General features: G+C 34.0%; 15 protein-coding genes. All 15 read right to left on the minus strand.

What is annotated here, in order from left to right; translation table 11 throughout:
• Window positions 1-73: 73 nt before the first annotated feature.
• The gene (locus tag Q1B07_RS01890) at window positions 74-1,126 is read right to left on the minus strand and encodes a hypothetical protein (protein ID WP_299831153.1); all 1,053 of its coding nucleotides are present in this window, start codon (window positions 1,124-1,126) and stop codon (window positions 74-76) included.
• A 23-nt stretch (window positions 1,127-1,149) separates the two neighbouring features.
• Window positions 1,150-1,329, minus strand: a complete 180-nt coding sequence (locus Q1B07_RS01895; RefSeq protein WP_299831156.1) for a hypothetical protein — start codon at window positions 1,327-1,329, stop codon at window positions 1,150-1,152.
• A 118-nt stretch (window positions 1,330-1,447) separates the two neighbouring features.
• Complete coding sequence (locus Q1B07_RS01900) at window positions 1,448-3,643, minus strand: hypothetical protein (RefSeq protein ID WP_299831159.1); 2,196 nt, start codon at window positions 3,641-3,643, stop codon at window positions 1,448-1,450.
• Window positions 3,644-3,964: 321 nt separating this feature from the next.
• Complete coding sequence (locus tag Q1B07_RS01905) at window positions 3,965-4,291, minus strand: phage holin, LLH family (RefSeq protein ID WP_299831162.1); 327 nt, start codon at window positions 4,289-4,291, stop codon at window positions 3,965-3,967.
• A gap of 33 nt (window positions 4,292-4,324) precedes the next feature.
• Window positions 4,325-4,711, minus strand: coding sequence for a hypothetical protein (locus tag Q1B07_RS01910; RefSeq protein WP_299831165.1), 387 nt, complete (start codon window positions 4,709-4,711; stop codon window positions 4,325-4,327).
• 178 nt (window positions 4,712-4,889) lie between these two features.
• Window positions 4,890-5,729 (minus strand): N-acetylmuramoyl-L-alanine amidase, encoded by an 840-nt coding sequence (locus tag Q1B07_RS01915; RefSeq protein WP_299831168.1) that lies wholly within the window; start codon window positions 5,727-5,729, stop codon window positions 4,890-4,892.
• 123 nt (window positions 5,730-5,852) lie between these two features.
• Window positions 5,853-8,483 carry a GDSL-type esterase/lipase family protein gene (locus Q1B07_RS01920; RefSeq protein ID WP_299831170.1) on the minus strand — a complete coding sequence of 877 codons (2,631 nt, stop codon included), beginning with the start codon at window positions 8,481-8,483 and terminating at the stop codon, window positions 5,853-5,855.
• A gap of 206 nt (window positions 8,484-8,689) precedes the next feature.
• A complete protein-coding gene (locus Q1B07_RS01925; RefSeq protein WP_299831173.1) occupies window positions 8,690-11,635 on the minus strand; it encodes a hypothetical protein in 2,946 nt (981 codons plus the stop codon).
• Between the two features lie 189 nt (window positions 11,636-11,824).
• Window positions 11,825-12,019 (minus strand): DUF5659 domain-containing protein, encoded by a 195-nt coding sequence (locus Q1B07_RS01930; RefSeq protein ID WP_299831176.1) that lies wholly within the window; start codon window positions 12,017-12,019, stop codon window positions 11,825-11,827.
• A gap of 50 nt (window positions 12,020-12,069) precedes the next feature.
• Window positions 12,070-12,309 carry a hypothetical protein gene (locus Q1B07_RS01935; RefSeq protein ID WP_299831178.1) on the minus strand — a complete coding sequence of 80 codons (240 nt, stop codon included), beginning with the start codon at window positions 12,307-12,309 and terminating at the stop codon, window positions 12,070-12,072.
• 2 nt (window positions 12,310-12,311) lie between these two features.
• Window positions 12,312-14,114: a hypothetical protein gene (locus Q1B07_RS01940; protein ID WP_299831181.1), complete on the minus strand. Its 1,803-nt coding sequence runs from the start codon at window positions 14,112-14,114 to the stop codon at window positions 12,312-12,314.
• Window positions 14,115-14,157: 43 nt separating this feature from the next.
• The gene (locus tag Q1B07_RS01945; protein WP_299831184.1) at window positions 14,158-15,645 is read right to left on the minus strand and encodes a right-handed parallel beta-helix repeat-containing protein; all 1,488 of its coding nucleotides are present in this window, start codon (window positions 15,643-15,645) and stop codon (window positions 14,158-14,160) included.
• A 2-nt stretch (window positions 15,646-15,647) separates the two neighbouring features.
• Window positions 15,648-16,499, minus strand: a complete 852-nt coding sequence (locus Q1B07_RS01950; RefSeq protein WP_299831187.1) for a phage tail spike protein — start codon at window positions 16,497-16,499, stop codon at window positions 15,648-15,650.
• 16 nt (window positions 16,500-16,515) lie between these two features.
• Window positions 16,516-17,280 carry a phage tail domain-containing protein gene (locus tag Q1B07_RS01955; RefSeq protein ID WP_299831190.1) on the minus strand — a complete coding sequence of 255 codons (765 nt, stop codon included), beginning with the start codon at window positions 17,278-17,280 and terminating at the stop codon, window positions 16,516-16,518.
• Complete coding sequence (locus tag Q1B07_RS01960) at window positions 17,277-24,032, minus strand: phage tail tape measure protein (RefSeq protein ID WP_299831193.1); 6,756 nt, start codon at window positions 24,030-24,032, stop codon at window positions 17,277-17,279. Before Q1B07_RS01960 ends, Q1B07_RS01955 begins: the two co-directional genes overlap by 4 nt.
• Window positions 24,033-24,101: the final 69 nt, after the last annotated feature.

The following is a 24,101-nucleotide window of genomic DNA, read 5'->3' on the forward strand; positions in this document are numbered from 1 at the left end:
AAAAAAAGTACCATTTTTATCTACTAGTATAATTAGGTTTATATATTAGGAGAGAGAAATGGTACTTTTTTAATTAAGCAAATAACTTATCTAATTCATCAATTAATTCAGGAGCAAAAATATCTTCTTCTAATTTCACATTTCTAATCTGATACAATAAATTTGGAGTATTAATATCTATTAATAAATCTGCTAATTGTTGAAAATTTTCTACATATGAGCTTGAAAGCCTAACCTTACCCATTTTTCTAGATGTAAATGCATTTTCATGCCTGTTTTGTGCATTGATCAATAGGTTGGAATATACTAATTGATTTAATTCTTCTTTAGATTCTTTACGTTTAACCTGTTCCAAAAGTAAGTTTACTAACTCATTTCGCTCTTCAACTATGTATTTCTCATTGATTGTAATGTCATATGCAGTAAAGTAAAAATCAATATCACTACTATCCTGTAAATGGATCTTGGTCTTATTTCTGAATTTTCTCCAATCCTTAGAAACACGGACAGAGGACATTGTTTTATATCCCAATTCTTCAAGTACACTTTTCTCAATTTCCATTATCAATTTTAGTTCATCTGGACTTGCGGTTCTTGTGGAATAAGTATCTTTATCGGAGACTTTGATGATTTTATTGTACATGATTACACGTTTATCCATGAGGGAGTTTAATGAAGTTTCAATTATACTTTTAAAGCTGCTCGTACTTGTATTATAAAAGTCATAAATGACTTTTTCTTCAATTTCAGTATACTTTGATAAATTTTGAATAAGTTCTCTACATTCACTATAATTACAATTTACCATTCCGATTGTTAACATTAATTTACTTCTACTAATTGAAATATGGCCTTTACATTGTGCAAGTAAATCAGTAATTAATAACTGTATGAGATTTCCGTATATAGAGTTCTTACCACGATTTTCAATTTTAGGAAGGGGAGTTTTATAGACTTCTTCTATAAAAAATTTATGTCCCATCTTGCTATATTTACAATATCTAGATATTTCCTTTAATTGTGCCTCTCTTGAATTCTTACTTTTTTTAATTTCCATTCCTAATTCAACACATAATTCTTTATAATTTTTAAATGTTTGACCTGATTTTAATTTTTCGATTTTCATAATTTATTCCTCCGAATTTAATATTAACGATTAATTTGTTTGTATTCATCTAGTGCTTTTTGCAAAGATTCATTGACCTCATAAAGGCTAAATATTTTACCAGTGTTCATGTCTCTTGCCACTGTGATAAAGAAAACGTTTCTTGATTTTAGAAATTGTGATACTTTTTGGTTGTAACAGAAGAAGTAATTAGATTTTGTCATTGATTTTCATCTCCTTGTTTAAAATAAAAAAGAGAAGCCAATAAATGACTTCTCAAATCTCAATAAAAACCATGTTTTAATTAATATTGTTTATTGCGGAATTTTATCCGATTGTCTATTAAGAAGGTGTTTGATAAGACGTTCCGATATATTTATATAGATTATTCGTATCAGCAACACTCACCACCGCACCCTGAACAATGTTACTCAAAAACAAACAGTTTGCATTGAACCAGCTAGTAGGTGCATACACTGGGTTTGCTCCATTTGATTTTATTATATTGTTTCTTAAAACAGCGTTTGTTAACTTTAATTGACTTTGAGAACTTTGAACTGCGGGAGTAATAGTGCAATTATCAAATTCTGCATAAGTTGTAACTCCTGATGATGTTAAATGACTACTGTTAATAGTGGAATTTTTAACTTTTGCCGTAATAATACTGTTAGTTAACTTATTAAAAAGGCATCCATCGGCTGTAATGTCTTTTAGTGAAGTAATTTCTTCCACTTCACAATTAGATAAATTAACTGAATTAAACGTTCCACTATTTGCAACTGTAGCATAAATTTTACTTTGTTCTCCTTTTAGAGTAGCATAACCACCACTTAGATTAATTTTTTGCTCAACGTTATTCAATTGCACATCAAAAAGCTCTGTTTTAGTGGTTCTCTCATCGATTAGAGTCAAGGTGTAATTTCCTAAACGTAAACTTTCTAAAGTTATTCCTTCACTCGAATTATTAAATTTCAACGTAGCTTTTCCAGAAACACTGTCATTCAAAACGCGAACATAAAATGAAGTCAACGTCGCAGAAACATTTTCTTTAAAATGCCTGATATTAGAAAGTTCAATTTCATTCAATTTTATTTTGTGGCTTGCATAATACGTTCCGCCTATTTGTAAAGATAAACCATAAACGGTTGTATTATGCTTTGTGTAAACATTGACGTTTTTCATAATAACTCTAGGCATATTATGCGGTAATGGACACGCATAATCATAATCGCTAACAAGATAAGCAGAACATAAGTTAAAAGAACTTATATTTTCACTCACAGTAACTTCTGCACCATCTAAGTTAATAGTTCCTTCAAATATATTGCCAACATCATTTCTAAGTGACATGACTGAAGCGCCACCAATATTAGAAGTATTTGCATGTTGTGTTCTAAGGTTAGTGACATTCCAAGTACCTTTGCCCCAACCGACCATCAATCCACCATTGTTACCGATAATCTCAACGTTAGAAATAGTGAACCCCCTATGGACATAGTGACAATCAATTCGGTTCAATAAGCTATCAGATACAGTGATTTTCTTTACCCATCCACTACCTATACAACCATGTCCTCTCAACATGTTGAGGCGATACATATTCACGTATGATGAATAGTTCACAGATATAACTCCACCAGTTTGAGGTGTTACAGATGAATTTTGTTCTTGTGCTGTAATCCCTTCGCCACCGAAATCTTTAATAGTTACGTTGTAACTTAAATCAATGTGGAATATATTATCTTTAAATATCCTAATTCCAGATGTGTCAGTGTTTATAGGCATGCTTTCTATAAAAATATTAAAGCCCGATATCTCCACATTACTACGACTAACATAAAACAATTTTGGGATTTTTGTATTATCAGTTGTATTAATTGTAATATTACTGCCCTTTATTTGAATAGGTTTGTCTTGTATGCTTCTTGCTTTAAGGATGGGATTAGTTGCTGTCGTGTAACCAAAAATCAATCCACCGTCAACTAAAACACCATTAGTCAAAATAGTAAATGATTCACTTTTAGTATACGGAGCATCTTCTCCACTTCTATTCGCAAACAAATCATCACATGTAATTTTGAAAATAGAAAATTTCCTAGAAGAAAGTGATGGAATAGTTGTAATATTCTCGATTAATTCGCTTTTTAACTGAGATGTTATAGTGATTGTTTCCTCGTTAAAATCACTCATTACTTTATAGATCGTTCTGTTGCTTAGATTTTGGTCAATCTTAATTGTACATCCTGTTAAATCTAAACTTGTTTTAACAACAATATTACTAGCTGTTTTCAAATAAAGTGTACCAGTGTTTTGCCTAACACTTAGATTGTTAGCATTTGCATATTCATGACATGCAACTACATAAGGTGTATCATCATCTATGCCGTTCAACGGAGCGCCGAACATCGTATATGTTACTTGTGTTATTCGCTTCGAAGTTTGTGCCAATTGCGCATTAACTTCATTTATCTCATCACGTACTGACTTACCATTTGATTTATTTTCAACGAACTGACTATCTATTTTATTAATTGACAATTTAAATTTCCTCCTTAATTCAGGAATAAAAAAAGACTCCAAAAAGAGCAGAGGAGTCTCAAAATAAATTTATTTATGTAATTTTTGAAGCTTTTCAAATATACCCCCTATACTACAGTGTTAGAAATTCAATAATAGCAATGGTTTATTGAGTAATGATAGAGGGGTATACTGTAAAAATCTCAATAAAACTTGCATTTTATTTTAAGTGTATAAATTATCTTTTCTTAACTCATATTAATTTTAACGCGAAATTCCTCCACCACACCATTGGTTTTGCATCAAGTAGAGGAGGGGAGAGGTAGTTCTCTCCCTGGATAATTATTTATTCTTTAATTTGTTAACTCCATTTTCAATTCCAGCGATAACTTCATCTCTAGAAACTTTAATTCCTTTGTCAGCTAAAATAGAAATAGCCTTATCTATAGCAAAGTCACGCTTTTCTTTTCCTGCTGCACCAGTCAATTCTTTTTCTGCATATTCAACAGCAATGTCAGTAATGAGATTGATCATTCCCATTTCATCCTTCTTCTTCAAAGTTTCAAAGTAATTCTTAACTTTATTTAGAGCAAGTGAAGCCAATGCTCCGATAATAACAACTAAAATTTGTACAGTGGCTTCTGTTACAGAATTAAAAATAATCTCCACTATGTATTCCTCCTAATTATATTAAATTTATTCTTATAAACCTTTAATCAAATGAGATATATCTGCTCCAGCTAGTTTCATACCTGTCATAAGTAATACAACAATGATCAGAACTTTAACAACTTTACCGAAATTGTTATCCATGAATGTTTGATACCACTTTATATTTGTTTCACGTTCCTTACTCATATCAGATCTTAAACCTTCAATTTGTCCATTAATGCTAACATGGTGCTCATCGATTTTCTTATCTTGCTGCTCGAGTCTTTCGTCATTCTTTTCCATAAGAGTTGTGAGTCTAACCAAACTATTGCTCATTGACTGCTGAGTTTCCATCATTACTTTACGGTCTTCTTTCATTTCTTTGATGTCCTCTTTGAGATTTTCAATTTCAACTTTAAACACTTCAGAATTATCCATATTTACTCAACCCTACCTTGTATAATTTAGTTGTAAAGTTCTAAAAAGTGTGATAGGATTAATATGTATCCTATCATGATACATAAAAAGACAATCTATCAATTTTCGAACCTTGTAGATTGTCTTTTTTGCTGTTTTAATTCAAGTGAAATATTAGTTTTATTTGAATACGATTAATTTACTTTTTAATGATTTCGTAATACCAACCTTTAGCATCCAACCAAGCCTTGTATTCTTCTAGTGCTTTTCCTTGTAGTCCTCCACTTAGGGCACGAGGGTTTTGATCTTTTGCACCTTGAATTTCGAACCACCAATTCTTATCGATGAAATATTCGGTTACTAATTCAACTGATTCTGGACTCAATCCACCTGTTAAAATTTGAACCGATTCTTCTTTCTTAGGAGAAGGGGTAGGGGAGACAGGTTTCACAACTGGCTTAGCAGTTTCTTTAAGTTTTAATCCTGCATATTTTGCAACTGCTTGAGCAACTAATCTACCTGCATTATCTAATACTTGATCATCTCGAAGCTTCTTAATATCTGTAGTTGAATCCATAAATGCTCCTTCCAATAGAATAGAAGGCATGTTTGTATGTTTAAGAATATAAAGATGATTTCCACTTTTGATTCCACGATTTCTTAATCCATAAGCTTCAAGTTGAGCAGGGTGAACAAGTGCTGCCAATCTTTCACTGTTTTTAGATCCTGAATATTGGAAAGTTTCCGTTCCACCCCAAGAACCCCATTTACCTGTGTTAGCATTTTTATGGAATGATATATAAACATCTGCGCCCCAAGCATTTGCACCATTTACACGCTTACTTAATGACACGTCTGTTTTTCCTGAACGATCATCAAAACGCTTGAATTCAACACCTTCGTATTTTTTTAATTCATTTTCAAATGCAAGAATTACTTTGTTATTATAATTCCATTCATAAATTCCATCTGGATCTCTCTTACCTGGAGTTGAATTGTTTCCACCATGACCTGCGCAACCAGCAACTTTAAATGTCATTACAAATTCCTCCTTGATTTTGTAAATTTTTACATTAAAAAAAGAGAGACTGAATATCAATCTCTCTAGAAAATTTGAATTTTATCTTAACTTGCTTATGTCGGAATTTGATCCAGATGTGCATCAAAGTACGTTAAAAATAGGAGCTAGTCTATTACCTAAGAATTCATGACCCGCTTCATTTGGATGTAGCCCGTCATTAATATAGGTAGTTTTTATTTCTGGAATAACGGTAGACATACCTCCAATTTTATATGTGTCAATAACATGAATGCCATAGTATTCCGCTACTTCTTTTATTGCATTTACATAGTCTTTTAATGTTTTACCTGTTGTTGTGTTGGCATTTGTTTCATTGTCCCTGTGGAGAGGTGTCATGAATACAATTGTTTTTCCTAAATATTTTTTTGTTAGCTCACCCATTAGGTAATGCAAAGCACCATAAAAACTTATATCTGTTCGGTCAGTCATTGTGCCGAACGGTGCTGTTGTTGCATGACCATAGTCATTTGTTCCTCCGAACACAACAATTAAATCAGCATCATTGTCCATTGAAGTATATCTTGCTGTAAAACTTTTTGTAGGGTCACTTGATCCATCTGACGTATAAGCTCCAGATATATGAGTGCCACTAGACCCATAATTTCTTGCAACCGACAATCCTAATAAATCTTTTAACCATTGATGATACTGTTTTGCTGTGCTGTAACCACTTCCATTATAATAAAGACCTGCCGTGATGCTATCCCCTAAAAAGTTTGCTTTTTTGCCGTTCCATCTACTTAATAGTACAGGAATCACTCCATCAGCAAGTTTTTCTTTAGTTATACTTTTATCTTCATAGTTATCATTATTAACAGTTAACCACGATAAATTCTTTCTTTCCCCGTGCTTTTTAAAATAAGTTACTCCTTGTTGATCAACTGCGGTGTTTATTCTTACCTTGTATACGCCTTCTGGAGCTGTCCATAATTGGGGAAGTTGAATATTTTGAAACGCTCCAACCAAAACATTATTAGAATCGTAATAACATCCTTCGTAAAGAAATTTTGTTGCACCTGTATTACTAACCGCATAATGCTCATATGTTTCTCCCGGTGTGACAGGTATATAATCCGAGTAAGAATATGAGGAGAGTGTTTGTTCTACATCGTAATTGTCTAAATATTTACCATTAGTTGCATTATTAGGATTAAATAAATTTTCCCCAGGAGGACTATATAGATTTTCTATCACTCCATCAGCAAGTTTTGCTGCAGTTATATCTTTCAAATCCTTTTTTTGGGATAATTGCCAATCAAATTGTTTTGTTTTTTGTACAATATAAGCCTCAATAGATGCTTGAAGTAATTTTTTTTCAACTAACACTAAATCAACACCATTGACCTTACACTTAATATTAGTTACGTAGAAGGTTGTAAATTGTGTATTGTCAATTAGTTCTAAGCAAAGATATGGCTTCACATACCGATATGCTGTCGAGTATTTTGTTGAATATTTTACATTAAATTTATTTACTTCATTTATTAAAACGCTTGTTCTACCGTTGGAAGCTGTGTTGATTATTCCTCCTGTGGTTGCTGTGGCATTACTATCATTATTCATAAATAATCTAGCATGTATAAAAGACACATTATTATCTTCCGTAATAAAGTCTAATTCAAATTCTATATCAGCATTATCAGGTAGTGATAACCCATCTGTATCAAAACTTAGACCGTAGTAATGAGGTCTTGTTAAATCTGTTTGGTTTGTATAGACTTCATCTCCTAAAAATTCAAATACTAAATCAGATAGTTTTTCTAACCCTAATGATTTTCTAACTACCTTCGCAGAATCAACACTATTATCAGCAATTCCTGTTGCTTGATACAATCCTCCTGCTGCCCATGCTGAACCATTCCAGTAATACCATTGTCCATCAGCGTTAACGCCTTGAGTAGCAGTGCTCATGGTTCCAGTAGCACCAGTACTCCCTGCGCTATAGGTAGAATCTGTTTTTGTACCTGCTGTTGTTGCAGTAAAGGTTACATTTGTACCGGTTCCGCCAGTAGTCCATCCAGAAAAAGCAGTACCTCTAATTTTTGTGGCAACAGTTGTAGCAGTATCAGCATCTACACCTTGAGTAGTTGTTGACATTGTACCAGAAGCGCCTGTTGTTCCTGCGCTGTAGGTAGAGTCTGTTTTAACTCCAACACTATTAGCAGTAAATGTAATGGTCGAACCTGTTCCACCTGTTGTCCATTCTGAAAAAGCAGTATTTCGTATTTTAGTAGCGACTGTATCCGTTGTCGTATCCGTAGCAGGATCAACTGCAATATTTGTAGCTACTCCATTAAGTGTTACAGTTACGTTCCCTGCGGTAGTTGGTACAGCCGATATAGTTAAACTTACAACTTCCGCAACGCCTTTAGTAACTGCAATATTTGTATCCAATCCGTCAAGCGTGACTGTCACATTTCCCGATGCAGTAGGAGCAGCCGATATAGTTAAACTTGCTACTTCTTTTACATTACCTGTAACCAAGTAATTATTTAAATCTCCTGTTGGGAAAGCGTTTTGTAGAGCTGTCACTGTTGTATATACACCTTTTGGTGCACCATTAGCTTTTTTTGCTATTTCATCATCCACATATGTCATTGACGCTTTTTCAGCCAATTGCGTATTAACTGTAATTAATTCTTGACCATGATCATTTACTTTCTGAACGAATGCCTGATCAATCATATGTTCAGAAATTCTCTTTAAACTCAAATTTTTTCCTCCTTTACGTGGAAAAATAGAAAGAGACTCCGAAAGAGAAGGGGAGTCTCTGAAAAACAAAATTTTTAATATTTATCTTTAAAAATATCAAATTGTCAGAACTTTTATTTTCTCACTAATTCTTCCGTATGCTTCAATTTTCAACTATGAAATTTAAATAAAACCATTATTTTAATGAATAATTTATTTGTGTTTAATTACGATATTAACTTCCACGATGTAGTTGTTGTACCATAAGCTTTATAGAAATTATTATTAGTAGTATCTAATACTTCTTCGCCAATAAATCGAGGGAGTAGGGTAGGAGCTCCTGAACTTGTTCTACCTGCATATTTAGATGTGTGACCATTAGTAACCGAATCGAGATTTACGTTAACTTTATCTACATAGATTTCTGTGATGTTAGCATCATTTGCAGTAAGTTTATCAGTTACACCAGAGGTCAAACCTTTCACATTAATATCAGACATTCTCACTATTGATCCAGTTGATGCTGAACCAACTCTAAGAAGTCTTATTTGTGTACCAGTCGAACCTGTGAAGTCTGCTTCTATATCTTTTAAATTCAACTCAGCGTTATTAGCCACATCAAATAAATATCTATAACTTCCAGAAGTTGAAAAATTGAATTTAGCACCTTTTATTCTAGTGTTGGCTTGAAGATTGGCTAAGTTTCCGGCAAGACATTCGAAAATTCCACCTTCTACAGTTGTACCTCTGTAAATATCTAGTGCTACTGCTCCTGGATCTATCACATTACAGTTTATTATTTTCGTATTGTCGACATCATAAGATACGTTTCCACCTGTTTTAAATCCAACCTTCGTTTGTATTGCGGTACAATTAATATAGGTTACTTTTTTACAACGTGTCTGGAATCCAGCGCCTACTGCATCGGCTCCTTGATAATCTCCCACACCAATACAATCAACAAACATGATGTTGTATCCTTCAGGGTGAGTATCAAATCCTGCATTACTACTTCCATAAGAGCGACAGTTTTGAATAACAATATTTGAAGGTTCTCCATACTTTTCAATTGAAGAACTGTTTGCTACTACTGTATCTCCGTTAGTTGTATATCCGTGACGACAGTTAATAAATGTGCTATTACGTACTTTACCACCATCAGACGCTTTATCATTAATACCATAACCCCATCTTAGTTTAGTAGGGTCATTTATTAAATTCTGCGCTATAATACCAGATATATCGTAGTTGAAGCAGGACTCTATAGTAATGAATGAGCTGTATCCAAGTTCACACGAAATACCTTTTATCTTTACATCTCTACATGAATTTACATTTAAGTAACTTCCATTCCAAGTTTCTGCTTCGGCTCTAACTGTATCAGAGGTAAAGACCATATCGCCCATAATACCGAATGATACATTTTTTAACTTAGCGAGTCTTACATTGGTGGCATAGGTATTTCTAATAGTTCCAGTAACTTCAACCGTAGAACCTGTTTGTGACTTAACCGTAAGAAATTCACCTTGTTTCTCACCTACATCACAACCATATAGTTGGTCATCTGATACAAGTTTTACAATATCTCCGGCTTTTAATGTTTGTGCAGCAGATAATGTAATTGTACTTCCAGAAACGGACGTAACTGTTTGGATGAAATCCCATCCGCCTTTTGCACTAAAGATGTAATCGTTAGCGTTTTGTTTAAATTTTACTCCATCGCCTTTTATGTATAACGTCTTATCAGTCCACGATACTTTAGACAATAAGTAGTTATCCCTTGGAAAGAGTAAAGTATCACCACTGTTAGCGTAATTTACAATCGCTTGAAGTTTTGTAGTATCTCCCGAATCATAATTTCCAATTAGTCCTAAGAGTGGGGAAGGGGGATACTTTACATTTATTTCCCGGCTGTTAACATTGTTAGTGTTTTTCGATAATTGTGAAGAGTGTGTACTTAAAGTTGCTTCAACATCAGTTGTAACAGGAGTGGTCAAACTGAAATACTTCACTTTTACTTTAGTTCCTGCCGGAACACCCTCTGAGAGAGTAATAGCATTATTTGCACTCTCAGTATAATTTGTGCCAGAATCTTGAAGTACACCGTCAATTGAAACCTCAATTCTATTCTGAAATTGATCATAAGTATTTTGAAGTGTAAAGAGTGACTGATTTGCAGTTGCCGTAAATTCCTCTGTGAAAATAGTGTGTCTTGATAATCTTGTGATTTCAAGTGTGTGATTATCAACTGTAGTTTGAATATCAGATTGCAAGGGAATAGATTCTGAAAAGTAATCAATAACTACTTCAGTACCTGCCGGAACTCCTGTTGACAGAGTTATACTTTTAGAAGATGTTTCTTCATAATTTTCAGGGTAAGATTGCGGAACTCCTCCAACACGAACTTTTGTTCGATTCTGAAACTGGTCATATGTATACTGTAAAGTAAAAATGCGCTGACCCTCAGTTGCAATGAACCTTTCAGAGTGGGTTGTGACAGTTCCTGTTCCATCGGTACCCCGTCTGCTGATTAAACCCCAAAATTCATTTTCATTTGCAACTAAAGGGTCAGGAGGTGCGTTATTTGTACTTGTTTGTTTACATATATACGAATTTCCATTGAAACTAACAATATTATTTTTCTTATATGTAGTAGTCGAATTATATGGTTCAACAAATTTCGTATCATTGACAATCGCTTGAGCATTTGTAGTTGCGGTATTTGCTGAATTGGCTGCATTTGTTGCGCTTTTAGCTGCGGCTTCAGCGTCATCTTTCACCTGTGAAGTAGTATCTGTTAATTGTTTTAATGTTTCGGTTACTACTCCATTATCACTTTCAGTATAAATCATGTCGGTTGGCAAATAATGAAGTCCAACGCCAAAATACTCGAAATCAAGTTGTTTACCAATATTTATAGAATTAAAAGTAATTATTTTATTTATATAATCAACTTTAAATTCATTTGATTTAGGTATTCCACTTTGAATTTCATACCAATTTACACCAGGGGAAGTAACAATTACTTTATTAAATTCGTCTGGTATTTCAGTTAAAACAACTTTTCCATCCGAATTAATAATGTGAGATTCATTAATCTGAACAAAAGGGTCATCGCTTGTTCCTTTACGATGATTTACTATGATTTTATTATTGTAGTCAAATATCCCCATGTTTACCTCCTTATTTATTTCAAACTAAAAAAGAGCCATTAAAATTATCAATAGGCTTTGTGAATGGATATCCTTTACTTATAAACCACTCTTTATTCATTCCGTGCCATTTAATTTTTACTTTCTGTGGTAATATTAACATTATAAACATCTCCTGTATGAATAATTTATTTATGAATGATAAAAAGACTACTGAATGTAGCCTTTATGGAAATCTATAAAACTGTCATAATTACTTATTGCTTTTCTTAAATCTTCAGTATCATTAAATATGAAAACATTCATTTTTGAATTGTGATGAGATTTTTCAATTTTCTTCAATGTAAAGCCAAGTAAAGTTAAGTATCCGGCAACCTTTTGGTTAAAGATAACTATTTTTTTCATTAATGACCTCCTTTACATAATAAAAGAGAGCAGGGGATATACCACTACTCTTAAATAATCGTTCCTTCTAAATCTACTACTCTTGTTTTTTCTTCATTGTTTGTTAATTCTCTTCCGTAATTCTCAATCAAAGTTTGAATCTCCGTAGTGGTTAAATTAACATCAACTTCAAACACCTTAATATGTTCAAAAGTTTCAGTGTAATATCTAACTCTAATTACAATTACTGTTCTTTCACCACCAGAATTTCCAATGGTTATAGTTTGTGATTCTACTACTTTATAATTCATTTTTATCTCCACCCAACAATCAAAATATCTACATCTGCATAAAAGCCAGGAGAGGTATATCCATAATATGGACTTAGACGTAATACAAAACTTTTTAAATCTCCACCAGTGAAAACTCTACTGTCTTTTCGTTCATAGGCATAAAATTCTTTTACAATCGATTGACACTGGATAATTGATACTTGTTGGATAGCAACATCTGCAAAATTTTTAAGATTGACGGTTGATTCAATATAATCTCCGGTACTATATGTTGCAGCAGGAATATAAACTTGTATTCTTTGAGAATATATTTTTCCATATCCCTCAACTCTGGGCGAAGTTTGATTTCCATCAAACATTGTTGGAACTGTATCATTTATCGATAACAATTGTCTTCCACTCGTTTGATAAACACCGTAATAAGCAACCAAAGAATCGTCTTCGATTACAATTGATGAATCTGAATTTGTGGATTTAAGTTTGCCTGCAAAATATGGATTTCCGTCTGTATCAATAGATACTGTATCTTTCCAAGTTGATGTAGAAGTATCATACTTTTGAATCTTAAATCCATCCGTTGCATTTAAGATAATTTTAGTTTTATTATCCGAACGATTGATTGTTAGTCCAGTTTCAGGATCTAACTCAATTCCATTTTGACCACCGACTATTGAGAAACTTGCCCCCTCTATAACTGCTCCATCTTTGTCGAATGTAAATTTACCAGATTCATTAATAATTGATAAATTTACCCCTGCGATAATTTGACCTACTAATCTTTGTGCAAAAACACCCTTTGGCGTAATGGCCGTTTTCCATGTAGTTCCGTTATCTTCTGATAATGCAATTACTCCACTTTGTATCACTATAATTTCGTTAGGAAAGTTAGGATTTCTAATAATAATTCCACGGTTAGATATTTCTACGGATTCATTTACACCAGCAGTTATTCGTCTTTTAGCAGCGTCCCATGTGTTATTTATAATGTCATTGACTTCTCCTAAATCGGTTACAGTCTGATTCCACTTGTATTTATTCATATCAACTGTAGTAGAAGAGGAGTAGGAGGCTTTAAGCATCTCAATGAGTTTTTCATCTTTCCTAACTTCTTCAAAATCAGCAATAGTCAATTCTAAACTGTCATCTGTAATTGTCATATCAGTAACAAATACTTCATAGTTAACGTTAATCATTGGATGTCTAACTGTTACAACATCACCGAGATATAATCTATTCCAGTTCCTTTGTTCTTCAATCATTTTAAAGAAGTTTACCGAACTAACATCTATGTTAATTTTAGGTTTACGAATCTCATCGAATTTAACTTTTGCGTCATCATATAACTCTTGTACTTCTGAATAATTATCATCTGACCAAGTTTTCTCAATGATATAATTATTACGTTCTTGTATTTGTTCTGGAGTGAAATTATTTTCAATGGATAATAAATTTTTCAATGCAGAGATGTTTGCATTAATTAAATCAATTTCTGACTGAACTTTATCAACTTCCGATTGCTTTTTGTTGACTTCAATTTGTTTAACATTTAATTTAACCGATAAATCAGAGTAATCCATTTCAGCAGCTTTTAATACATCAATCTGATCTTGAGTTGCCTTTAATTCAGTATCTAAATTGAATAATTCATTTGTTTTAGTTGTAAGAGTTGCTAGTTCTTTTTTAAGTTTAGAGAGAAGGGAAGAGAACCTGCCGGCATTTAATTTAACTAATGCTTCATAAATAATAATCGCATGACACAAACTATCCGACATGTAGTCACTTGATTTAATAGTTTCTGAAGTCAATTCTCTCCAAGTTGTCATAACGTTACCTCCTCTCGTGTGATTATGATTAATTTATTCATATTTACACAGCCATATTTCCATCTAAATGTTGACCTGTCGTAGTTCCTGAAATAATGGTTTTCCCAGTTGCACACGTATTATTTTTATAATAACTTCCTGTTGAAGAAGCAGATGTTTGAATACCGTTACCAGTACGACAATGGTTATTTTCAATAATACATTTAGGCGCTAAATTTGATATCATAAATTCACGAGTACCTGATAGGAAAGTATTGTCTTTTATTACAGTCAAAGTATTCGTACTTGTAATATTGATACCTAGATGTCCTGTGCTACTTGTTCCACCATAAATTGTATTACCTTGAATAACATTATTCTCTCCACGACCACCTGTAATAGCTTTAATTCCATCTGTTATGGTGTTGTTGCTTATAACACTATCAACAATGTAGTTATAGTAAATTCCTACCGTTTCATTTCTGGTTTCAGTTCCTGGAGTAAGTCCACCTTTTATTGTGTTTCCTGTAACACGAATACCAGAAGATCTTTCAACATCGTATCCGTCCACTTTAATACCAGTGAAATACTTAGCATCTAAAGTATTATCTTTTACAACAACATTACTAGAATTAATAACTCCAATTGATGCAGTAGCATTAGGTAATTCACTAAGTGGTAGAGTATTTATATGTTTGTTCTCGGAAACTTCACAATCGTTTGCTTGAACTTTAATGGCTCTTCTATTACAATTCTTGATAGTATTTCCTCTGATTGTTCCCATAGAATCAAGGAATGGGTAACTCACATTATTGTAAAATAGGAAATGTATTCCGTCTCCTTCTTCGCCTATAATAGTATCAATATAGTTGTCTATTACAGTATTAGGTTGAGTCGCTTTTGATTCAGCATGAACAACGATTCCTTTGGATGAACCTTTATCATCGCCAATTGTAGTATTTGTTATTGAGTTAACGTTTCTTACGATATTATTAGATACAAATATACCGCCAGATGTATAGATATCAATTCCTCTAGCACTACGAGTCTTAGGATATAGATTCTCAATACGACAATTCGTAACTTCACAAAGAGAAGCATCTAAAACTAATACGCCTACAGCAGCCTTATTGTTTCCATCAATTTCAACTGAAACTTTATTATTGTCTCCTGTAACAGTAAGAGCAACTATTTCCTCACCGTCAGCTAAAATAGTTGCACCTTCTGTCCTAATTGTTCGACCTTCCTCAGTTGAAAGTAGACCAGAAGTGATTCTATAAACACCATTTTTCAATATCTTGTTTTTACCAGGAGTATCTAGCCAAGCTTGAAGTGCAACCGTATCATCTGTCGTTCCATCACCTTTAGCTCCTGATACCTTAGAGTCTGAAAGGGTGTCAACCTTGGTGTTTAATTCATCAATATCATTCGAATGAATTTCTAGATAATTATCTATAATATCCATATTGCTTGCTATAGATGGAATGGTAAGCTGTGGAGTATCATCTAAACTTGGTTTGCTTAGATTTGCAAATTCCGTATTTGTAGCCATTTTTATAGTTCACTCCATTTCTTTGTTTCTATGTCTTTCCACGTACCTACTTTTGCTTCAAATGGATACATAAAATAAGCAAATGATTCAATATAACCTGCACCTGTTGGATTTACAGAATTGATCCCCAATCCATCTTTGCCAGTTACAGTCAATCGAGTAGTCATATCATCAGAGTTCGATGTCCTAGATAATGATTGTAGATATTGACCGTATGCAATTCTAAATCCACGATTAATCTTGTAGTTATCAGGGTGGACTAGGCTAATTTTTCTGTTTTCACTGTCAAATACAAGAATCGCACCGTATGTATCAGCAATAGTGGAGAGGAAATCTAAAACTGTAGTTTCTGAAACATCAAATGAACGATATTTATCAACAATGCGTTCATCAATTGTACCGATGCTCCAATTAGTAGGAGAGAGGGCATCAGTTAAAATTGTTTGTGGTGTTACAGGTGCTTCATTACTTAATTGACTGATTAATTTATCGGCCAATTCATGACCCAAAGAAAAAGCGTGAACGGCAAGCCCCTCAGAACTTCCATCCACGCTATCACTTAATTCATTTATAATGAACCATTCAATTACATTGTTCCATTGTACTTTGAGTAAGTATCTATTTCTTATTAGACTAACAACCTCGTTATCGACTAAATCATGACTTCTTTCAACTTTATATGGGATAGTAAATGAAATTTCATTTAATCTACCCAATGATAAAGTCAAGGAGGGATTGCTAAAGTCTACAATATTACGAATCTTAATTCCAATCTGCGTACCACTTGGTTTTGCTAATTGGATTTTCATTTTAGATGGCTTTATGTTCAGATCTACACTTCTTAAACCTGACAAAATACCACCTCCTAATTTATATCAATTTATATTCATATTTGAATGTTAATTTGCATTTTCCAAAAACCTTCAGGTGGTTTATTCCCCTCGGAAGTGATAAAAATACATCATTATGATTTTCATAACGTAATACACCAGGTATGTCTGTTTCGATTTCTTCATATTCACAGTCAACCGTAATTAATTCACCGTTAGTTAGACCTATCAGCTCGAATTCTTCTCCGCCATCACTTGTGTTAATAATTGATATATCTCCATCTTCAACTTTTTCAATCTCGATAATAGGGAACATGTCGTAGTCTCCATTATTGGTTAATTTAATCATTGTTCCAGTTGTTGGATTTGTAGATAAATCAAATGAATCAGTGTAAACAGGGGAGTAGGGGTGAGAGGTATCACATCTCATTTCAAGTTTTGCATAACCTTGTTTACATCCGTTATGTAGCAATCTTGCACTTCCAACGTATTGAGCGTAGAAAATTTTATGTGGATGAGTGCTGAAAATTAAAGGTTTGTAATAATCTTGATTCAACCATCGACCAATCTTTCTTGCTTCTTCGTCAGTTAATTCATTTTCAAATAAAATAGAAAACGGAAGCGTTATAGGCTCCCGTTCTTTTCGTATAAAGTATGGTTTATCTCTACCTGGAACTTTTTCTTCAACAATTGAAGATTCTGGAAGGAAGTGCTCATCAAACAATCCAGAGTCAACATTGATTTGAATAATCCCCATATCCGTACTTTTAATACCGTCATATGTAAAATGTAACGACTCTATCATAGTTTAATGTTCACTCCACTCTTAGATAATTTATTGTTAACTACGTTAAAGAATTCATTTGCACCTGCTTTGCCACCTTGAACAATAATGTCACCGAAATTAAGTGAAACACTTGGAGTAGAAGAGGTAGTAGTAGATGGATTAAATTTCGGTAAAACAGGGTTTTTAAGGAAATTAACCATAGGCTTGAGCAACTTAATAGCAGATAAGAAATTCTTAGTATCGTCTTTATCAAGTACAATTTCCTGCTTATCAAGATATGCCAAACCTTCGCTATTTCCAGTGTATCCACCAACGTTGAATCTTTTTAGAAACCTTAAATCAACATCACTGGCGCTTACCCACAAGTTAGATTCAGCATGGCCTAGACGATACATACCACCATTCATTTCTGAATAGCCGGTAATCTCAAAGTTTTCTCCTTCTTTCATGTTTCTAACGTACTTAAGATTGCCTTCATTAGTGCCTTTGAATAGGGAAGTGGAATTTCTAATAATTGCTCTTTGTTGAAATTCTCCTGAGAATTCTTTGAGTTTATTTCTTACTTCAGAAATACTGTCAATGAAGGTATTAGTAATTGACTCACCGATATGTTCCATATTCTGTCTAGCCAAGTGAGCAAAATTCATTAATTCATTTGATAAGCCTTGAATGTTACCAATGATAACTTGTTGTCTGATTTCTTGGAATCTTGCTTCATCATTCAGTAAGTTGTCATAGTGTTTATTCAAGCGTTCACGTTCATCATCAAATGCTTCTTGTTTTTGCTGCGCTTGTTCCTCTAAGGCTTTTTCACGTTCAGAATATTCACGGTCAGTTAGGAATTCTTGAAGTTCTTCTTGTGCTTGTTCTAACTCTTTCCTAATTTCATCTGCTCTTGCTCGGCCTGAAACAGAGTCATCCATTGAGAAAGAGTTTAGCTGTTCTTGTAATTTAGTAATCTCTTCTTGTCTATCTGCTAAATCCTTCTCATAGTTATCCTCTTCACGTTCTTCTCTGAGCATTTTTAACTTTTCATTATGTGCTTTCTCGAATGCCTCCTGCTCATCGTCAATAGCTTTTAGAGCAGAATCACGTTGTTGTTCATATGCTTCTTTATAAAGTTCTACAACTTGGTCAGCCAATGACTCTTGAGCAGATAAAAACTCATCACTTAGGCTATCATACTGTGAACGTAAAGAATTGTATTGAATTGCTGCTTCAGTAATCTTTTGTTGAAGTTGTTCACGTTGTTCAGCAGTCAATGATTTGTTGGTTTTCAGTTGATTTTCTAAATATTGAAGAAGAATCCACTGAGAATTCTTTTGCTGCTCCAACAATTTTTGACGTTGATCCATGTCTTCAATCCACTCTTTAGACAACTCTTCTTCTCTAGAAGCAGTATGTTCTAAGATTGCAAGATTGTCATTGAGCATATCTTGTTCACGTTGATATCTATTAATTACAGCATCAATATGATCCATTTGCTGACTTTGGAATGTCATTCTTAGTTGGTAGTAGGCCTCATTAGCTTCAGTTATCATATCGGTTAAATCTGCACGTTGTTGCTTGGATAAACTTTTATTCATTGATAGTTGTTGCTTCATATACGCAATTTCTTTTGTATAGAAGACCATCTGTTTACCCATTGCTTTTTGTCGGTCATCATTCATTTTTAACCATTGTGCGGAGCCTTCTGCATAGATAGACAATCCACGCTCATATGCGGAAATATTATCTTCAAGTAAAGAACGTTCACGTTGATACAACGCTACAGTCCCATTAATGATTTCCATTTGTAACTCTTGGAACTCAATACGCATACGGTAATATGCTTCATTTGCAGCAGTTAATTGGTCGACTAAGTTTGCCTTTTGTTCAGCAGACAGGTTGCTATTATACTTCATTTGTTGCTTGATATATCCAATTTCTTCAGTATAAAGCACCATTTGTTTGCCCATCATTTTTTCTCTTTGTTGCTGCATGGTTTGCCAGTCTTTTGAACCTTGAATGTATATAGACATACCACGTTCATAAACAGCTATATTATCATTTAATAGGTCACGTTCACGTTGGTATTCAGCAATTCTAGAGTTAACAATTTCACCGTACAATTGTTGGATTTGATCGTTAATTTGTGCAATTGCTTGTTGACCTTGCATTAACTCCATTTGAGCATTATCAGCAGCTTCTAAGTTGGAAACTAGTCCAGAAGTTGTTGAACTTAATCCATTCATATATTTCTGTGGATCGATTGCTTTACCATTTTGCTCAATTTGAAGATGAAGGTGAGCGCCTGTTGAACGACCTGTATTCCCAACTTCTCCTAATTTTTGACCGGCAGAAACAGTTTGACCTGCTTTAACATCCAAGCCTTTTTGCAAATGCATATATTTAGCAACAGTACCATCATCTTGTTGAACAACTACCCAATATCCGGCAGATTTACTGTAAGCAGCAGTGATAACCTTACCACTACGTAAAGACTTAACTGGATCTCCTTGTTTACCGTTTGCTAAATCTAATCCTTTATGTGGAGATGAACGGAATCCTTCTTGCTGACCAAATTTAGATGTAACACGGAAATTACTTTTATAATAGTCAGCAACACTTTTGGAAGCATTGGAGAAAGTTGTTGCAATATTAGTAGCAGAACCAGATAATTTGTTAAAGTTCGCTAATACTTTATTTACATAGTTTTGCGTTTCTTTAAATGGAGGAATTCCACCATATTTTCTAACGTTTCCGGCACCGGCATTATAGGCAGCTAACGCTTTTTGAATATCATTTCCGAACGCTTTTAATTGTTGAGCAATATATTTTGTTCCACCCATGATATTCTGATATGGGTCGAAAGAATTAGTTACACCTAATTCTCTTGCAGTACCAGGCATTAATTGCATTAAACCACGTGCTCCGGCAGAAGATACTGCACTAGCGTTAAAGTTAGACTCTTGTTGGATAATAGCAGCGATTAAAAATGGATTTACTCCATATTTCTGAGCAGCTTGATTAATGTAAGACGCATATTTACCACCATAACTTCCACTTGAAGAAGTGTATGAAGAAGTGGAAGAAGCAGAGCTACCGGACGTTGTATAGTTACCTGAAGAAATCTGACTCTTTAAATCTTTTTGTTGTTGTTGGTAAATACTAGATTGCTCCTTAAGGAGCTTGATTTCTCTTTCTAACGCATTACGGTATTGACGAGAATGTTGTGCGTATCTAGATTTAGTTGAGTTAAGTTGAGCAATTTGTACATTGATTTGTTCTAATCTAAGTTTATATTTATCAGAAACGTATGCGTTTTTGTCTGTTGCTTTTGAAGCACTTTCCATAGATGTGCCGACTTGAGTTAAACCTGTTGAAGCCATTCCAGATAAAGCTTCGATATTTTCATATAAATCAATTACGTCTCTAATTTGTTGTCTTGACTGGTCTATTTCAGGCGCTTGCCACATTCCAGAAACAAGAGCTGCTTGCTCATCAATTTCGGCTAAACGTTTTTTAGCATCTTGTAAACTTTGTATACCTTGAATCTCTAATCCATAGTTTCTTAATTTAGCAATAGTCGCATTAGCAGTATTAAGAGCTTCTTGCTGAACTGACTTTTGCATATCTTCATATGATCTAACTTTAGCGTCACGTAGGTCAATTACAGCTTTTTCGTTGATGGAAATCATACCGTTTTCTATCTTTATTGCATCTGCCAATTCTTCTTCGGATTGAATTAACTCCATAGCTTCTGCTGCTGAGATTTCTTTACCTTCAGCCATCTTTTCCATTAACTCGTTGATAGGAGTTAACTCATCGGCAAGTGCAGAATAGGCTTCATTAGTAGCGAGTGAAACTGCTTGATCGTACTGTTTTGCTTTAGTTAATTCAGCCACAATTAATGCTAATTCAGTGAAATTATCTTTAGCATCTTGTATACGTTTATTTAATTCATCTTGAGCAGATTCACCTGCCGATGCTTCGTCATTATATCCTGCTAGTGCCGATTCTACTTGTTGGGTGGCATCTGCGTTTTCTTTATTAGCTTGAGCGCTTTCTTTAGTGCCATTTATCATTTCTTCCAATGCTTGTGAACGTTGCTCAATACCGTCTTTTTTGCCTTCTAATTCAAGAAGTTTGTTGTGAGCTTTTGAGTATTCATCTAGCTCACCTTTATTATCGTTCATCAGCATTGCGTATTCTCTAAATTCTTTCGCGGCCTCTTCAACTTGTAAATTAAGACTACTTGCTAATCCAATGTCTCCATCAGTCATTGCTTCCGATGCCTTATCTTGCATATCTTCGATACGTTTTAAGTATTCATCTTCAGCATCTTTTAGCCCCTTAACTGAATATTTATCCCAGTATGATTGGATTTTATCGAAAGTCTCTCTAACGCCATCTTGCATATTATCCAATTTCTTTTGTTGCTCATCAATATCAACGTTAACGGTGCTTAGTTCTATTGAATTTGCCGTTTGAGCTTGAAGTAATTGCTCCTTAGTCATTTCTTTAAGTGACTGTATATATTGACTAGCCTTTTCTTTGTTTAAGTCAAGAGTGTCTCCATATTTACCTGTAGATTCAATTAAGTGAGGGGCGAGACTTTGAATTTGCTCAAGAACACCATGTAATTCTTCTTGTTTTTCCTTGCTTGCTTGAGCCTGTGGAGACAATTCTTCATATTTGGCAATTAATCTTTCTAGCTCAGTGGTTTGATCCTTTGTTTTTTGTGCAGTTTCAGTAAGGGCTTGCGTATTTACTTCTGAAGCATTTGCGGTAGACATGAAGAGTGAACCGATAGTTTCAAGGGCAACAAGTGCAATACTAAAGATACCAAATGCTGATTTCACACCTGTGATTGCAACTCTTAGAGCTCCAAATGCTTTAACTCCGCCCCAAACTAATCCAATTAGAATAGGAAGTTTTAAATTCCATCCATCTGTAGCATCTGTTAGTTCTGTAAACCCATTAGTCATGAATGTTACGCCTTCGATAAGGGCTAATAAAGCATCTTGAGCACCACTTTCACCTATAACATGAACTAACTCGCTGAAACTATTCAACATCTGATTAGTCTGAAAACGAAGACTTCCTTGGAAAGTTTCTAATTCCTTTGTGGCACTGCCGTAGCTATTGATACTGCTCTCAAGATTCTGATAAATCCTATCAGTCTGTTCGAGGGCGACTGCCACTTTGTTTATATGGTAAACTCCACCGAGGGCTTCGTTCACTTGATTCTTCTGTGCTGAAGTGAAGTTATTATAAACTTTCCCTAAGTCGGTTAATACGTCAAAAAGTGATCTAAGTTCACCTTCAGAATCTTTTGTTGAAACACCTAGTGATTCAATTATACTTTGTGTATCGCTACGTAAATATCTCGTACTTAAAGTTTTTAGGAAATTCCCAGTTTCTGAACCACTGATACGCATAGTCTCTCCAACTGTCGCTGCTAAAGCGTTCAATTGGTCAAAGGAAACTCCGGCAGTATTAGCAGCAGAAGAGGACTTAGAAAGTGCATTAGCTAAATCTGTAGTTTCGACCCCCGATTTATTACTTAATTCGTTCCAAGAATCGACAACTTTTGACACATCTTCTATTTCCATTTTATACTGACGGTATACAGCCACCAAGGCACGTCCAGCTTCAGCGCTTGATTCGAACTCCCCAACAGTACCGAGCAACATAGCATCTTGATTTATCTGCTCGGCATCAGCAGCAGGTAGGCCGAGCTTGATAATTTCTTCAAGGCTTTTTAGACTGTTTTCGATAGTTTGACCAAAGCGATTTGCGCTTTCGTTTGCATTGTCAAAAATTTGGCTAAGATTTGTACCTTCATCCGAAACTTTGGCAATTGAGGTTAATCTTTCATCCAATAAGTACAATGTATCTACAAAAGAATTTAGCATTTGTAATGGGGCAAAAAAGGCCGTACTAGCTATCATCCAAATAGGAAATTTTGTAAATGCTTGGTTCAAAGCGTCACCGAAATCGATTGAATCTTTTGAAGCAATTCTAGCGTTTGTAGCTATTTTCTTATATGCCAAAGATAATTCTTCCATCTTTTTTCTTGCATCAGGAGTTTCAGATGATATTTCTTTAATATCTTTCAAATACTGTTCTAAAGAAGGATTATCAATATTATTTTTATATCGACTTACCAATCCTTGAGCTTGGATTTCTGCTCTTTCTTGATAAAGTTTAATTGTATGTTCTAAATCAGAAATTTCTTTTGCTTGTTTCTTCCTGCGGTCTTCAATTTGTTGATTGATTTTTTGCTCATTTTGAAGTTGTTTTTCTCTTAGTGAATTTACTGTTGAAGAATTATCAACTAGACTTTTATCCTTCATATAGAATAAATTATCTAGTCCTTTGATACCTGCTAGTTCAGCTAATTCATACTTTAATCTCTCTATGGTTCCATCTGTCTTTTTAATAGTCAAATTAAACTTGGCGAGTTGATCTGTAAGAGGGTCAAATGTTTTATTAAAAGAAACTTCCCCTAATTTTCTTGAGTCGCTCAATATTTTATTGAAATCTTTTTCTAATTGCTTTATCTTTGTTGTATCTTTATCACCAAAAATGCTGACATTTGATTTGTTAATTTGCTCCTGTAATTTACCAACCTTTTTAGCAAGAGTATCTAATTCATTATTATTTACACCAATACTAACTTTTAGATCTTTTCCTATTACTTGCAACTGTTTATTAATTGATTTGATTGTTTCTCTTTCATCCAATTGTCCTTGTATAAGGATCTTCAAACTATTATCTGCCATTTAGACACTCCTTTCTATAATTTCGCATAAAAAAAGAGCGTCTAAATAAGACACTCATTAAAGGTTGAT

The organism is uncultured Metabacillus sp. (assembly GCF_947503125.1).
GTDB lineage: Bacteria > Bacillota > Bacilli > Bacillales > Bacillaceae > Metabacillus.

Excerpts from the sequence above, each read along its gene's own strand:
- Q1B07_RS01960 (WP_299831193.1), bottom strand. The coding sequence starts at position 24,032 with ATGGCAGATAATAGTTTGAAGATCCTTATACAAGGACAATTGGATGAA.
- Q1B07_RS01910 (WP_299831165.1), bottom strand. The coding sequence starts at position 4,711 with ATGGATAATTCTGAAGTGTTTAAAGTTGAAATTGAAAATCTCAAAGAG.
- Q1B07_RS01925 (WP_299831173.1), bottom strand. The coding sequence starts at position 11,635 with ATGGGGATATTTGACTACAATAATAAAATCATAGTAAATCATCGTAAA.
- Q1B07_RS01915 (WP_299831168.1), bottom strand. The coding sequence starts at position 5,729 with ATGACATTTAAAGTTGCTGGTTGCGCAGGTCATGGTGGAAACAATTCA.
- Q1B07_RS01945 (WP_299831184.1), bottom strand. The coding sequence starts at position 15,645 with ATGGCTACAAATACGGAATTTGCAAATCTAAGCAAACCAAGTTTAGAT.
- Q1B07_RS01935 (WP_299831178.1), bottom strand. The coding sequence starts at position 12,309 with ATGAATTATAAAGTAGTAGAATCACAAACTATAACCATTGGAAATTCT.
- Q1B07_RS01940 (WP_299831181.1), bottom strand. The coding sequence starts at position 14,114 with ATGACAACTTGGAGAGAATTGACTTCAGAAACTATTAAATCAAGTGAC.
- Q1B07_RS01890 (WP_299831153.1), bottom strand. The coding sequence starts at position 1,126 with ATGAAAATCGAAAAATTAAAATCAGGTCAAACATTTAAAAATTATAAA.
- Q1B07_RS01895 (WP_299831156.1), bottom strand. The coding sequence starts at position 1,329 with ATGACAAAATCTAATTACTTCTTCTGTTACAACCAAAAAGTATCACAA.
- Q1B07_RS01930 (WP_299831176.1), bottom strand. The coding sequence starts at position 12,019 with ATGAAAAAAATAGTTATCTTTAACCAAAAGGTTGCCGGATACTTAACT.
- Q1B07_RS01955 (WP_299831190.1), bottom strand. The coding sequence starts at position 17,280 with ATGATAGAGTCGTTACATTTTACATATGACGGTATTAAAAGTACGGAT.